Raw genomic sequence first — 14,831 nt, forward strand, 5'->3', positions numbered from 1 at the left:
GTGCGGTGCGGTAGCCGTGGTGCAGGGCAGATGTGTTCGAGTAGGCGGATGAGCGGTTCATCGTATTGTCGCTGCTGCTTCCCGGATGGATGCCGCGAGTTCCCCGCTCAACGGCACGTTGCCAGCCTGCGGTACCGCGCCGTTTTGTCCTTCCTCAGAGATCACCTGGCTGAGATAGGCCCCGACGATCTCTCCGGTGTGGGAATCCGCATACCGGGAACAGGCGATGGCATAGGAGACCAAGATGAATGGGTATCCGGAAGCGGTCCGGTCCAATTCCAGGGTCCAGTCGTTGATCCCTCGCCCTTCCAACCTCGGCGATGCCGCGACGACGGCCGACGCAGCCTCGGCGGTGGGGCCCACCGGGGTGGCGATTCCATCGGGGGAATAGCGTGCTGAAGCCATGGCATCGGTGACCCCGGATGCGTCGGCATAACCGATGGTTCCGTTTCCTTGCTGCACCGCTGCAACCACTCCGGAGGTGCCCTGGGCGGCTTCTCCGCCATATCGTGTGGGCCATCTGTTGACCGGGCCTTCGGTCCACGTGGCGGGGGCGATCTGGGCGAGGGCTCCGGTGAAACTCTCGGTGGTTCCCGAGTCATCCGAGCGGTGCACCGGAGTGATGGGCAGATCGGGCAGTGCGATGCCGGGGTTAACATCGGCGATCTGCGGATCGGCCCAGTTGGTGATCTGGCCGGTGAAGATCTTGGCAAGCACTTCGGCGGAGAGGGTGAGTTCGCCGACACCGCCGATGTTGAAGATAATGTGGATGGTGGAGATCTGCACGGGCAGGTTGATCGGTGTGGTGTCCGCGGCGCACTGGCGGCTGGGGGCTGCCATCTCCGCGTCCTCCAACGCCCGGTCCGATCCGGCGAAGGCGGCTGCGCCGTCAGCGAAAGCGGTCCGCCCGGCCCCCGAGCCGTCGGGGGAATAGTTCACGGTGACCCCGGGGTGTGCGGTCTGGAACTGGGCCACCCACACCTCCTGAGCGGATTTCATTGAAGATGCTCCGGTGCCTTGAACGACCCCAGACAGTCCATCGGTGGGTGTTTTATTACCGCACGCTGTGACCATCAGGGCGATGAGACAGCCCAGCGCGGCACTGGTGCGTGGATATTTCACGGCTATGGCCTCCCGGTGGTCGTGGCGACGATGCCACGTTAAGAGACGTCGGTGACGAGATCAGGGAATCCGGGTTAACAAAAGGTGAACGAATCATGGTGGCCATCGCTGCTGGTGAATGCAGAATCCGGCTCTATTCAATGGCTGGCAGCCATCGCGGGCCGGACGTGTTCTGTAATGGGGTCCATCACGTGGGGTGGAATCGATCAACCGCTGGGGCGATCACCCCGGTTGGTGTGGTCGTCGCGAGCGCCCGGCGATGATTCGTTGCCCGGCCATCGGCTTGGGCTGTCATTTCACAGCCGCGGGGCGATGTGTACCAGTCGGCCGTCGTCTAAGGTGCCGTCGGGGTAGACCAGTGTCGCCTCTCCTGGTTTCAGTACGTGGCTGGGGCACACTCCGAGGTGGTCAAACATCGCGGGTAGCACCGGCCGGTGTCCACAGACCGCCACCGGGCGGACGGTTTTCGCGGGATCCAGTATTTTGCTCATCGCCTTGCCCACCCCTTTCGGCTCGGCCTGCGCCGATTCCTCACTGAGGGCGGCCATTGATGCGATATCGATCCCGGATCGCTTCGAATAGGGCAGCAGGGTATCCATACAGCGGGTCGACGATGAACTCGCCAGCTTGCTCACTCCTAGGGCAGACAATAATCCGGAAAGCGCTTTCGCCTGTCGGCGCCCCCGTTCGGTGAGCCGCCGGTCCCGATCCGGGCCGTGCCATTGTTTGCGGGCCATGGCTTTCGCGTGACGCACCACCACCACGGGGATTGCGGGGGTAGTGCGCAGGGCCGAGCGCAGCACCAGTACGTCATCGACGCAGGTCAAGTCGCGTAATGCACGCTCGGCGGGCCACCATTCGGCGGTATCCACCTCGTCGCCGTGGAATGCTGCAGGCTCTGCGGTCGGATCGATCAACTGGCCGTACCACCAGTGCACCTGCTTGGGGTGGCCGTTGACTCGGTAGCCGGTCGTGATCAGAGGTTGGGTGACCCTGATTTGGTAACCGCTTTCCTCGGCGATTTCACGCACAGCGGTCACCGCCAGGTACTCGTCCGGTTTGACCTTGCCCTTGGGCAGCGACCAGTCGTCGTAACGGGGACGGTGAACCACCAGCACCCGGGAACCGTGCTTGTGTTCGCGCAACACAACGGCACCGGCGGCGGTGATCAGTTCTCGGGACATGATGGATCCGGCTCAGTGTCGCCCGGAGGAGACCCGGTTGATGAGGAAAGACTGGATGTCGTTGAGGGGATTGCCCTCGGCATCGGTGGTGACCGGCGTCCAGGTTCGGTCGTCGAGATGCCAAGACACCGTCGAATCATCGAAGGCCAAGTCGAGGATCTCTCCGATCTGGGCTATGTGTGCCCGATTCGAGATCGAGACGATCGCCTCCACCCGGCGGTCCAGGTTGCGGTGCATCATGTCTGCTGAACCAATGCCCACCATCGGCTGCCCGCTGTTCTCGAACCAGTAGATGCGGGAATGCTCCAGGAAGCGCCCCAGGATGGAGCGCACCCGAAGATTTTCCGACATCCCTGGCACCCCGGGGCGCAGCCCGCAGATGCCGCGCACCCACAGATCGACCGGGACCCCGGCCATGGAGGCCCGGTATAGGGCGTCGATGATCGCCTCATCGACGATTGAGTTCACCTTCATCCGGATACGGGCGGGTTTGCCCTCGCGGTGGTTGATGATCTCGTTCTCGATATGGGCGAGCAGGCCACTGCGGATGCCGTCGGGGGCCACCATCAGCCGCCGGTAGTTCACGTCTTGAGTCATGCCTGACAGGTGGTTGAACAGCCGGGCGACATCGTCGGTGATGATCGGGTTGCAGGTGAGCAAACCCATATCCTCGTATTGGCGGGCGGTTTTCGGGTTGTAGTTGCCGGTACCGATGTGGGCGTAACGGCGCAGCCCGTCGGGTTCGTCGCGCACCACCAGCATCAGCTTGCAGTGGGTTTTCAACCCGACCATGCCGTAGACGACGTGCACCCCGTTGCGTTCTAGCTTCCGGGCCCACCGAATGTTTGCCTGCTCGTCGAAGCGGGCCTTCAGCTCGACCAGGGCAAGCACCTGCTTTCCGGCCCGAGCCGCGTCGATGAGGGCATCGACGATCGGGGAGTCGCCGGAAGTGCGGTACAGGGTCTGCTTGATGGCCAGCACCTTCGGATCGGATGCGGCCTGTTCAATGAGCCGTTGCACCGAGGTGGCGAAGGAATCGTAGGGATGATGGACCAGCACGTCTTTCTTGCGCAGGGCAGTGAAGATATCGGCCGGGCGCGAGGTGTCTAGGCCCTGGGCCAGATCGGGATGGGTCTTGGGCAGGAAGTTCTTATACCGCAGCTCTTCCGAACCGGCCCCGTCGAGGGCGAACAGGCCGGTCAGATCGAGTGGGGCAGGCAACCGGAAGACCTCGTCCTCCGAGATGTCCAGTTCCCGAGTGAGCATCGACAACAGTTCGTCGTCGATCGAATCCTCGACCTCCAACCGCACCGGGGGACGTCCCACCTTGCGGGAGAGCAGTTCCTTCTCGATGGCGAAAAGGATGTTCTCGGCGTCGTCCTCCTCGACCTCCACATCCTCGTTGCGGGTGACGCGGAAGGTGACATGGGACATCACCTCCATGCCGGAGAAGACCTCATCCATGTGTTGGACGATGATCTCCTCCAGCGGCAGGTAGCGGTTGCGGGTCACCTTCACGAAACGTGACAAAATGCTGGGGACCTTCACCCTGGCGAACTGCTGGTTCCCGGTTGCCGGGTTGGTGAGCAGCACTCCAAGGTTCAGCGACAGCCCCGAGATATAGGGGAAGGGGTGTGATGGGTCGACCGCGAGCGGGGTGAGAATCGGGAAAATTCGTTCGGTGAACAGCTCGTGCATCTGAGTCTGTTCCTCTTCGGTGAGTTCATTCCAACCGAGTAGGTGCACCCCGTGGGTGGTCAGAGCCGGGCGGACCTCCTCGACGAAGACCCGGGCCTGCTCTGCGACGAGCTCATGGGTGCGTTCCAGGATCGCCTCGTATAGGTCGCCGGGCAGCATGCCGCCGTTCGAAGAGACCGCCACCCCAGCATCAATGCGGCGTTTCAGGCCGGCCACCCGCACCATGAAGAATTCGTCGAGGTTGGAGGAGAAGATCGCCAGGAATTTGGCGCGCTCCAACAGCGGCACCCGCGTGGCATCCTTCGCCTGGTCGAGCACCCGGTTGTTGAAGGACAGCCAACTCAGTTCCCGGTCCGAGTAGCGGTCCTCGGGCAGGGGGAGATTCTCGATGTGTTCGAAGGTATCCGGCATCAGGCCTCCTGCCCGGGACTGAGGAAGGTGTAGGAGGTGTCGGTGCGGGCTATCTCGAAACCCATGCTGGTGTATAGATTGACCGCCTTCTGGTTCGCTGCCTCAACGTAGAGCAGCACCCATCTGACCCCGTGGGTCCGCATCTGTTCCAACCCGAGTTGCAGCAGGGAGCGGCCGACGCCCTTGCCTTCCCAGCTCGGGTCGACGGCCAGCACGTAGACCTCACCCAAGGTGTCTTCTACCTTCATCCAGTGAAAGCCAATGAATGTCCAGTCGCCCCATTCCGCGCCGGGAGGCCATGCCCGGGCGGAGATGATGTGATACAGGTTCTGCTTGGGTCCGAGGCGGGCTTCGAAATCCTCGCGGGTCATTGAGCCCTGTTCCGGATGATCGGCGAAGGCGCGGGCGTTGACCTCCAGCAGGTCATCGAGCTCGTTCTCGAAGAAGGAGCCTGCGATGGTTCCGGGAGCCAGGCTGGGTTCGATGGCCTCGGGTAGGGGACAGGTCATTTTCAGCAACTGACGCGAGGCCACCATGCCCATGCGGGCGGCTACCGCCCGGGCTGCCGGAAGGCTGCCGAAAGCCCAGCAACTGCGCATCTGCTGCTGCTCGGCGACGGTGGAGATGAGTCCCGTTCCCAGCCCGAAATTGCGGTGCTCAGGGTCGATGCACAACTGGAGACTGCCATCGTTGTGGTCGTAGCTCGCATAACCCACCAGATTGGTTGATTCGGGAAGCAGGTAGTGGGTGATCCGGTGGCTGCCCGCTGCCTCGAGGCCGAGCTTCGCCGATTCGTTCAGCGGGCTCACATCGTCAGCATCGGCGCAACGCTGTACCAGCCATTCGACGTCGCGGATCTGCTCGGGGCTCAGTTCAGAAAGCACAAGACTCACACGCAGAGCCTACGGGGTCGTGGTCACAGGCAACAGGCGTGGTGTGGTCTCAGTAGGTGTTAGCGAACCGGTAGCCCACACCACCGACTCCCCACAGTGTGCGACGACCTGTCGCACACTGTGGGGAGTAGAACGAGTTTTTCGGGTCGGGGAACCGGGGTGACGGTACCCGCCGGGGTGATGAAGGTGATCCCGGCCATCGGGCTTACCTCTCGCGATCGGTTGTTTCTAGCCGTCAGGATGCTGCGCCCCATTCGGCCGAATCCATGAGGATCGTCATGGGTCCGTCGTTGGCGAGTTCGACGATCATGTGCTCACCGAATACCCCGGTCGCCACCTCGGCGCCTAGTTTTCGCAGCGCAGCGACGTAGGCGTCGAACAGCGGTTCGGAGACCGGACCTGGGGCGGCAGCATTCCACGACGGGCGTCTTCCCTTGCGGGTGCTGGCGTGGAGGGTGAACTGGGAGATCGCCAGGATGGGGGCCGCCAGGTCGCTGGCCGATTTCTCGCAGTCCATGATCCGCAGTTCCCAGGTCTTGCGGGCCATCTTCTCGGCGATCTCCGTCTCGTCGTCGTGGGTGATACCGACGAACACCACCAGACCGGGGCGGGTGATCTCCCCGGTCACCTCACCAGCGACGGTGACCTTAGCGTGGGCGGCGCGTTGCAGCAGGACTCTCATGCCGGGTCTTTCTCAAGAGCGGTAGACGACGACCCGATCGCCGATGGCCGTCTGGTTGAACAACCATTCGGCCTGCCACATGGCGTTCAGATTGATGCAGCCGTGGGATCCCCAACTCGGGAATCCACGGCGCTCGAAATCTGAGGAGTAGTGGATGGCCTTGCCGTCGTAGGTGAAGTACTGCGAGTAGGGCATGGGCGCGTTGAATGGGATCGACCAGTCGTTGGCCACCTTGCGGTTGATTCGCATTTCGCCATCGTCGGTTTCATAGCCGGGCGCACCGAAACGTGCGTCGAAGGTGGCTTGGATCTGCCCGTTGACCACCCAGTAGATCTTGTTGGTGGTTTTGTCCGCGCAGGCCGCCCGGCCCCAGGTGCAGCGGGAATCCAGCTTGTGCAGGTCGTGGGCGCCGGTCGTCGGGCCCCAAGTGATCGCCCCGTGCTCGTAATTTTGGTAGCACCCAGCGTTGTTGCAGATTTCGTCGCTGACCGGGTAGCCGAAACGCCCGTTCTCCCAGTTGTTGCCCGCGTAGTAGTCGCGGATTGCTCCGCCGGTCGCGTGGGCGCCGGTGCCCCAAGTCCAGTAAACGGTGCCGTTTTGGAAGATCTGGTAGACCCCGCCATCGCGGATGGGGGTCTCTTCGGTCATGGGGTATCCGAGCCCGCCGACCGCGCCCTTCTCGTTCCATTTGCTCAAGATGGCCCCAGTGAGGGCGTGGGAGCCGGAGCCAGGGGACCACAGGATCGCCCCGTTCTCGAAATTCCGCTGGGCCCCGCCGGGGATGCCGAACTCCCCGCTGGTGGGGGCGCCGAGTTTGCCGTTGGCTGCCCCGAACTGCATCCAGGTCCAGCCGATGCCGCCGCCGATCGGTGCCAGTCCGGTGGCCGGTGACCAGTACATGACCCCGCCCTGGAAGATCTGGTATACACCGCCGTTGGCGCTGCCGATCTCCGAGGTAGTGGGGAAGCCATAGCTTGATCCGCTACCGCCCATGCGCTCCCATTCACTGCGGATGGCTCCCTTGACGATCTGGGCACCAGTATCGGCGGTCCAGTAAATGACTGCGTTCTGGAATTCCTGAGCCGCCCCACCCCCGGATGGGGTCCATTCGTCGTTGGTCGGCAGCCCCAGTTCGCCGTTCTGGGCCCCGGAAACGATCCAGGCATGGCCGATGGCCCCGTGGACGAAGTGGGCACCGGTCTGCGAACTCCACACGACAATCCCGTTAGTGAAGGTTCTGGTGCGTACTCCGTTGGCGTCGACGGTTTCCGGGCCGCTGGGCGCACCGACCTCCGGGTGAGCGACCACGTATTCGTCGATCGGGGTTGCTTTTTGCTCGGGGGTGTTGTCAGTTGTCGAATCCGGCTGGGTGTCACGGGTGCCAGATGGATCACTTTGGTCCGGATCGTGATGGTCGGCAGACGCCGACGGCTGCGGTGCCGTCGGGTTCGAGGTGATGGACGGGGCCGACGGGGTGGGTTCATCGGCCGATGCGGCAAGACCGGTGCCGAGAAGTGATCCGGTGATCAGCGTCGACAACAGCAGGACGGCAGGTGTGCGTTTCATCGTTCTTCCCCTGACGATGCGGCCACCGAGGTGGCTTGCGGTGAACGGTCTGAACTATAGGCGAGCGATGGCTCGGGTCTGAAGGGCCGTGGGGCTCGATCGAGCAGTGGTGAACGAGGTCGGCGGGTGTTGAGCGGAGGGCTGAGATAAACTTATCAAGTCTTTGTGCTGTTGATAAACTTATCATCATGAGGTCGCCGTTGGACTCGCCCTTCAGTCCGGGTTCGGATACCGTGCCCCAAGTATGGGCCGGGCGCACCTCCCAACTGAGCGACTGGCGGGATGTCCTGCGTCCGCGGCGCTCAGCCGGGCTCTATGAGCGCGGTCGCATTGTTCTCGGGGAGGCTGGTTCAGGCAAGTCCTCACTGGTGCGGCGGATCACCCGGGAGGCTTCGCAGGCCGGTGACTGGGTGACACCGCAGTTGCGGATCCCTTCTGGTACTGACCCCGTCAAGCGGGTTGCTGCTGCTCTACTGGAGGTGGCGCAGCAGGCGGGTCTGGCTACGGCCCGGGAGCGGCGCATCGGTGAGTTGCTGCGTCGGGTGGAAAGTGTGGCCGCATCCGGGGTCTCCCTGTCGCTGCGCCCTGGGAGCGGGCCCGAGCCCTACACCGCTCTTACCGAGCTATTGACGGAGATCGGTCGTGCGGCGATCCGGCGGGGCGACATCGTTGTGATCATTCACCTCGACGAGGTGCAGAACATTGGGGACGAAGACGCACGGTCGCAGCTGCTCATTGCGCTGGGGGATGCGCTGGTTCATGAGGAGGGTGTCGAGGCACCGGGTGGGCTGAGGGTGGAGCGGGCTCTACCGATCGCCGTCTACCTCACGGGGCTGCCGGAATTCGCCGTCATGGCCGGGGCTCGCACCGGTGCCACCTTCGCACGCCGCTTTCAGACGACGACCCTCGGACCCCTTGACGATGACTCCCTGCGGGCCGCGCTTCAGCCCTTCGTCACCGAGGGCTGGCCGGTGCTCGGTGCGACCGGTGCGGGCCCAGCCGAGGTGGGGAGGGTATTCATGGAGCCCGCAGCGCAGCAGGCAATTGTTGAACGCGCCTGTGGTGAGCCTTTCCTCTTTCAGCTGGCCGGGGAGCGGGCCTGGTATGCGGGAGGGGGACAGCTCATCACTGCCGAGCAGGTGCAGGCCGGGTGGCGGGAGGCCGCCCCGGAGGCGGAGGCACATGTCCAGCGGATTCTCGACCGGCTCCCACCCCGGGAGCACCAGTTCTTGGAGACGATGGCCGAGCTGGCGCCCGGGGAGCGCACGCTGACGATGATCGCCCGGCGCATGGGCTACGACCAGGCAACAGATGCAGGACCGACGGCGCAGCGCCTGCAGCTCACCCGTGGTCTCATCCACCGGGGCAAGCCCTACCGTTTCCACCACCGCGCCATTGAGGCCTACCTCACTTCCTCCTGGCCCTGGTCGTAGTCCTACAGACGGAAGGTGCCAACAGCGTTGGGGATGCGAAGCTGTACCTCCAAGAATGGCCCGAACCTTGGTTCAAGAGATACAGACCAACGCGGCGCACACGGACTCGACTCCTCAAGGGTGATGAGCGGGTATCCGACGAGCCTGGGCAGGGCGTGGGCGTGGGCGTGCGACTGCGGTGGTAGTGACCCTTCTATGGCCTAGCCTCGTGGGCAGATCAACGTTTCGCTGGAGACCCCAGCCAGAACCGAAAGGATCCCCATGAGACGTCGTTCATTCTTGCTGGCCACCCTGGGTGCTGCAGCAGCTGCTACCCCTGTTCTGAGTGCTTGTGGCCCATCGGGCTCGCAGGGACGTGGCGACCCGGGTGAGAAGCCTGCCAATGCCGAGGGCTTCGACGATGTGACAATGATCCCGGTGGAATTCGGGGAGTACTTCACCTCTATGAGTGTCAGTAATTTTAATGACACGATGGTTGCAGGTTACTTCGATTTTACAGACGATACACCAATGATTCCAGCATATTGCAGTGTGCTGGCCAATGAGGCGCGGGTGCTCACTCTTGATCTTGCTTCCGGCGAATTTAGTACCCATCTGTTGGATCAGGGATTACGTACCACCGCGGGAGCGGAATTTGATGTCCCCGTCCTCAATGTCGCGAAGGGGGAGGGCTGCTCGGCCACGTCGATGGTCGTCGATGATGAATACGGCTATGCCGTGTTCCATTACGCTACTGGAAACCAAGGCTCCTCTCGGGGGGAACTGCGGGTCGAAGCGGTTAAGATCAAACTCTCCGATGGGAGCATTGCTGCCCGCAAGATGCTGTTCACCTATGACTCGAGCAGTCAGAAGACGCCGGACGTCCCCAGCGAATTAATCATCCCGTTCGACGGTGAGCATATCATCGCAAAATCGTCGACTTCCAAGCCGGATGATTGGCCATACTTCTCCAGATCGAGTGACCCCGGAAAATTCTATCGGTACACCGCGTTCACCAAGGATTTTGAAAAAGTTTCCGAGTTCGTCTCGACCGGCGAGAAATATGTCGGTGATTGGGTATTTCAGAGCGTCGAGATTGACATGCGCGACGGAAATTTTCCCAAGGTAGAGAATCAGTTGCTCTCTCTCGTGGGTGGTACCAAGAAGGTTTTCGAGTCCTCCAAGCAAGAGCCCATTTGCGGTTTCGGAGACCAGGTGTACGTTGCTGAGCTCGAGAAAAATGGTTCTTCGGGGGCATCCAGTGCAAAAGCGATGAACCTTGTTGATCTGAAGACCGGCACCTCAACTCCGCTGGATATCTCCATTGAAAGTGCTGGGGGTTTTGAAGGAGAGATCACTAAAGTCTCCGGAAACTACGCGATGTTCACTGCGAACGGATATTTCCTCGTATTCGAGAAGAACGATCCTGTGACGCCTGTCCTGCAGTGGGATAAGGGTGCGGGCAAGAAGAAGCTGTACGGCGCCGATGTTTTCGGAGGTGTCCTCTATGCGGATTTCCTGGATGACAACCTCATGTTGATCGACGCGGCAACCGGCGAGGATATCACCGCTCAGCCAGCGTCGGACTTGGGTCAGTTCGATGTGCGGCATTTCGGCATCATCGAGAGGTCCAAGCTGCGGGTAGCGACGAAGTGGGACAGACCCAGGTCGGGCAAGAAGGCTGGCGGCTCATCCTCTTCGGCCAGCCCGAAACCGTCGTCTGCTTCGCCTACGCCGAGCAGCTCGGCGAGTTCGTCAATGAGCCCTGGTGCCGAGAGCTCGTCGTCTGCTTCGTCGTCGGCCAAGACGCCGTCGGCGACCTCCTCCAGTTCGCGCTGATCCTTGCGACGCCGGTCGCTTCGGTGACACCCGACGGTTGTCGTGAATTTTGTTTCGCTGTGGCGGTCCTCCTGCCCGGGAGGGTCGCCACAGTGGCGTTGAACCGTCTCGTCATCTTCTTGGAGAAGACCTGCTCGGTTCACGAGATGAACGAGACGACGCCCGGCCTGTCGGTGAGGTGGGCCGCCACCATCTAGAATCGGTGCGTGGCCCAGTTCATCGTCATCGCCTTAGTCGTAGGATCCATTGCCATCGGAGGATTCGCGGCATGGGAACTGGTGCGCATCCTTCGCTCCGACCGCTGACCTTGAACATCCGCTGATTCCACATAGGAGTATCCATGGCATTCGAGATCCCCGCGAACCTCGATCCCTCGCTCATGCCCCTCGCTTGGCTCATTGGCCACTGGGAGGGCCGCGGGCACGGATCGTGGCCCGGGGCTGATGATTTCGAATTCGGCCAGCAGATGGACTTCCACAACAACACCGGCCCCTATCTGCACTACATCCTGCAGACCTTCACCTTGGATGACGAGGGCAATCCGCAGGCTCCGTTGTTCACCGAGACCGGCTATTGGCGTGGCACCGGTAGTGGCGTCGAGCTGGTTATCGCAAATCCCGGGGGCTGGGCCGAGATCTGGGCCGGTGAGGCATCTGGCGGAAAGATTGAGCTGACCACCGATGTCGTCGCGCGCACCACCACCGCAGAGCTGGAGTACACCGGCGGTCACCGGCTCTACGGCAATGTTGAATCCGACCTGATGTGGGCCTTCGACAGGGCGAGTGCCGACGTCGAGATGCAACCTTATCTGTGGGGGCGGCTCAAGCGTGTCTGAGCCGATGTCCGCCGACGTTGTCCGGGTGTCGGAGGGCCCGGATGCAGGGATGATCCTGCATACTGGGGACCCTTTCGGCGAGCAGCGGGCCATGAGCACCGGCAATGGGGTGCTGCATCTGGGATCCCGCGAGGTGTTCACCGTTACCGGTCCCGACCGGCTGACCTGGCTGCACTCCCTGAGTTCCCAGGATCTTGCCGGGCTGCGGCCCGGGATGGGCGTGGACGCGCTGGTGCTGTCGCCCAACGGCCATGTGGAGCACGGGTTCGTCGTGGTCGACGACGGGGAGCGCTGCTGGTGCTGGACCGAGCCCGGAGCGCGAGAGGGCCTTCTCGGTTTCCTGGAGTCGATGAAGTTCTGGACCGATGTCCGCTGCGAGCCCCGAGACGATCTGACGGTGTGGTGGATCGGGAACCGGGAGCAGGCCCCCGAGGCAGTCGCCATCGCGCAGACCCCGATCGGTGACGGTCGGCTCATGGTGCTGCCGGGTGACGTGCCGGTGAGCGGTCGCCTCGTGGGGCAATGGGCCCATGAGGCGCTGCGGGTGGTGGCTGGGGTACCGAGAATCGGGGCCGACACCGACGCCCGCACTCTCCCCAACGAGATCGGACTCCATGGAACAGCTCTTGACAAGGGATGTTATCGCGGTCAGGAGACGGTTGCCCGAGTGCACAATCTCGGCCGCCCCCCACGTCGGCTGGTGCGCCTGCTGTTCGACGGCGACCTGCCCGCAGCGGGTGCCGCCATCATGCATGGTGACAAACAGGTGGGGGTGCTCACTTCCCCGGTGCAGCACTATGAACTCGGGCCGGTGGGGCTCAGCCTGGTCAAGCGCTCGGTCCCGGTGGACGCCACCTTGGTGGTTTCGGGCATTGCAGCCGCCCAGGAAGCGATCGTTGACCCCGGAATTGGTGAACATTTCCGTCCCCAGCTGTGAATCCTGATCCGCTGGCAATGTGACCGACGGGTGCCCGACTGCGTGTGGTGGGGTGTCACGTTGACTATGGCGATTAGGCCACGGTAAGCAGAGAAAGGCCTCTGGCCCCGGGGAATCAGGGTCTGGCTTTCTCTACCAGGACAGCTTCGGCGATCTGTCCGTCGGCATTCGCCGGTGTCCATGGTTGGGTCCGCAGCCACTCGGAGCCGCAGCCCTCGCAGCGAAACAGCCGGTTCTGGTCTCGCCACTGCTCGGTGGCCCGCCAGTCGCACTTTCCTTGACATGGGTTGCGTACCAGGAAATTAGTCATGCACCTAGCTTTGCAGTCTATGGCTTCTCTTAAGAAGTGCCCGCACTGCGGCGGCTACTTTTTCGCGGTCTTCGCGCGGTTGCGGGCCTTCGCCCGGTCGGTTGCGGCCAGGGCCACCTTGCGCACCCGCACCACGTCCGGGGTGATTTCCAGGCACTCGTCGGCCGCGCAGTATTCCAAGGATTGCTCCAGGCTCATGCGACGTGGTGGAATGAGCCGCTCCAGTTCATCGGCGGTGGAGGATCGCACATTGGTGAGGTGCTTTTCCTTGGTGGGGTTGACGTCCATGTCGTCGGGCCGGGAGTTCTCGCCGACGACCATGCCCTCGTAGGTGTCGTCGCCGGGGGAGACGAATAACACTCCGCGCTCCTGCAAGTTGAACAGGGCGTAGGAGGAGACGGTTCCTTGGCGGTCGGCGACCATCGAGCCGGTGGTGCGGTTGCGCATCTCGCCGACCCACGGGGTGTATCCCTCGAAGACGTGGTTCATGATGCCGGTTCCTCTGGTAGCGGTGAGGAACTCGGTGCGGAAGCCGATCAGCCCACGTGAGGGGATCACATACTCCATCCGCACCCAGCCGGTGCCGTGGTTGCTCATCTGCTGCATCATGCCCTTGCGGGCACCCATCAGTTCGGTGACGGTACCCAGGTGTTCCTCGGGCACGTCGATGGTGAGGTATTCGGTGGGTTCGCAGGTCTTTCCATCGATTTGCCTGGTGACCACCTCGGGCTTGCCGATGGTCAACTCGAAGGATTCCCGACGCATCATCTCCACCAGAACCGCCAGTTGCAGTTCGCCACGGCCTTGTACCTCCCAGGTGTCCGGGCGGTCGGTGGGCAGCACCTTGATCGACACGTTGCCGATCAGTTCCTGGTCCAACCGGTTCTTCACCAGGCGTGCGGTGAGATTCTTGCCGCTGCGCCCGGCCAGCGGGGAGGTGTTGATGCCGATGGTCATTGAGATCGACGGCTCGTCGACGTGGATGAGTGGTAGCGGCTTCGGATCCGCCGGATCGCAGAGGGTCTCGCCGATGGTGATCTCCGGAATGCCGGCGACGGCGATGATGTCACCGGGCCCGGCGGTCTCCACCTGCTCGCGCTCCAGAGCGCGGGTCATCAGCAGCTCGGAGAGCTTCACAGTGGTCACCGATCCGTCACGACGGCACCAAGCCACCTGCTGACCACGCTTGATGTTGCCCTCGACGATCCGGCACAGCGCCAGGCGTCCCAGATAGGGGGAGGAGTCGAGGTTTGTGACGTGGGCTTGCAGCGGTGCACCCTGCGTATAGGTGGGGGCCGGGATATAGTCGCGGATGGTCTCGAACAGCGGCTCAAGGTCGTCATGATCGGGCAATTTGCCGTCCTCGGGCTGGTTCACCGATGCGCGCCCGGCCTTGGCCGACGCGTAGATCACCGGGAATTCCAAGGCGTCAGCGTCTTCGTCGTCGATGAGGTCCAAGAACAGTTCGTAGCTCTCGTCGACGACCTCCCCGATGCGAGCATCTGCGCGATCCACCTTGTTGATCACCAGGATGATTGGCAACTTCTTGGTCAGGGCCTTGCGCAGCACGAAACGGGTCTGAGGTAGCGGTCCCTCCGATGCATCGACCAGCAACACCACCCCGTCAACCATCTCCAAGCCGCGCTCCACCTCGCCACCGAAATCGGCGTGACCAGGTGTATCAATGATATTGATGAGCAAATCCTGGCCATCGGCCATGGTGTGGTGCACCGCGGTGTTCTTGGCGAGGATGGTGATGCCCTTCTCTCGCTCCAAGTCCATCGAATCCATCACCCGGCTGTCGACGTCGGCTCCCTCGCGGAAGGCACCGGACTGCCACAGCATCGCATCCACGAGGGTGGTCTTCCCATGATCGACGTGGGCGATGATCGCTACGTTGCGCAGGCCGGAACGTTCAGACATGGGACTCCGTCGAGGGTTG

At 62.6% G+C, this 14,831-nt stretch carries 12 protein-coding genes; 4 read left to right on the forward strand and 8 right to left on the reverse strand.

The features are described from left to right. Positions 1–57 precede the first annotated feature (57 nt). From HMPREF1531_RS06725 to HMPREF1531_RS12885, 6 genes are all read right to left on the reverse strand, one after another. A complete protein-coding gene (locus HMPREF1531_RS06725; RefSeq protein WP_016669181.1) occupies positions 58–1,122 on the reverse strand; it encodes a phosphate ABC transporter substrate-binding protein PstS in 1,065 nt (354 codons plus the stop codon). A gap of 296 nt (positions 1,123–1,418) precedes the next feature. Beyond that, a complete protein-coding gene (locus tag HMPREF1531_RS06730; RefSeq protein WP_016669182.1) occupies positions 1,419–2,306 on the reverse strand; it encodes an NUDIX hydrolase in 888 nt (295 codons plus the stop codon). A 12-nt stretch (positions 2,307–2,318) separates the two neighbouring features. After that, positions 2,319–4,415, reverse strand: coding sequence for an RNA degradosome polyphosphate kinase (locus tag HMPREF1531_RS06735; protein ID WP_016669183.1), 2,097 nt, complete (start codon positions 4,413–4,415; stop codon positions 2,319–2,321). Further along, positions 4,415–5,308, reverse strand: coding sequence for a mycothiol synthase (mshD, locus tag HMPREF1531_RS12880; protein WP_016669184.1), 894 nt, complete (start codon positions 5,306–5,308; stop codon positions 4,415–4,417). Before mshD ends, HMPREF1531_RS06735 begins: the two co-directional genes overlap by 1 nt. Positions 5,309–5,543: 235 nt before the next feature. Further along, positions 5,544–5,990 (reverse strand): D-aminoacyl-tRNA deacylase, encoded by a 447-nt coding sequence (dtd, locus tag HMPREF1531_RS06745; protein ID WP_016669185.1) that lies wholly within the window; start codon positions 5,988–5,990, stop codon positions 5,544–5,546. Positions 5,991–6,002: 12 nt separating this feature from the next. Beyond that, a complete protein-coding gene (locus tag HMPREF1531_RS12885) occupies positions 6,003–7,556 on the reverse strand; it encodes a L,D-transpeptidase family protein (protein WP_016669186.1) in 1,554 nt (517 codons plus the stop codon). Between the two features lie 188 nt (positions 7,557–7,744). Between HMPREF1531_RS12885 and HMPREF1531_RS06755 the strand changes: the two genes are divergently transcribed. The 4 genes from HMPREF1531_RS06755 (at position 7,745) to ygfZ (ending at position 12,579) form a co-directional block, all read left to right on the forward strand. Next, entirely contained in the window at positions 7,745–8,989 is a 1,245-nt protein-coding gene (locus HMPREF1531_RS06755) for an ATP-binding protein (protein WP_016669187.1), read from the forward strand. 261 nt (positions 8,990–9,250) lie between these two features. Next, the gene (locus tag HMPREF1531_RS06760; RefSeq protein ID WP_016669188.1) at positions 9,251–10,807 is read left to right on the forward strand and encodes a hypothetical protein; all 1,557 of its coding nucleotides are present in this window, start codon (positions 9,251–9,253) and stop codon (positions 10,805–10,807) included. A 340-nt stretch (positions 10,808–11,147) separates the two neighbouring features. Beyond that, positions 11,148–11,642: an FABP family protein gene (locus HMPREF1531_RS06765; RefSeq protein ID WP_016669189.1), complete on the forward strand. Its 495-nt coding sequence runs from the start codon at positions 11,148–11,150 to the stop codon at positions 11,640–11,642. Between the two features lie 4 nt (positions 11,643–11,646). Further along, positions 11,647–12,579 (forward strand): CAF17-like 4Fe-4S cluster assembly/insertion protein YgfZ, encoded by a 933-nt coding sequence (ygfZ, locus tag HMPREF1531_RS06770; protein ID WP_016669190.1) that lies wholly within the window; start codon positions 11,647–11,649, stop codon positions 12,577–12,579. 115 nt (positions 12,580–12,694) lie between these two features. On the opposite strand, the gene HMPREF1531_RS13650 is transcribed toward ygfZ, so the two are convergent. Together HMPREF1531_RS13650 and typA are read right to left on the reverse strand one after the other, a co-directional pair. After that, positions 12,695–12,889, reverse strand: coding sequence for a hypothetical protein (locus HMPREF1531_RS13650; protein WP_156860208.1), 195 nt, complete (start codon positions 12,887–12,889; stop codon positions 12,695–12,697). A 54-nt stretch (positions 12,890–12,943) separates the two neighbouring features. Continuing rightward, positions 12,944–14,812 (reverse strand): translational GTPase TypA, encoded by a 1,869-nt coding sequence (gene typA / locus HMPREF1531_RS06775; protein ID WP_016669191.1) that lies wholly within the window; start codon positions 14,810–14,812, stop codon positions 12,944–12,946. Positions 14,813–14,831: the final 19 nt, after the last annotated feature.

The organism is Propionibacterium sp. oral taxon 192 str. F0372 (assembly GCF_000413315.1).
Lineage (GTDB): Bacteria > Actinomycetota > Actinomycetes > Propionibacteriales > Propionibacteriaceae > Brooklawnia.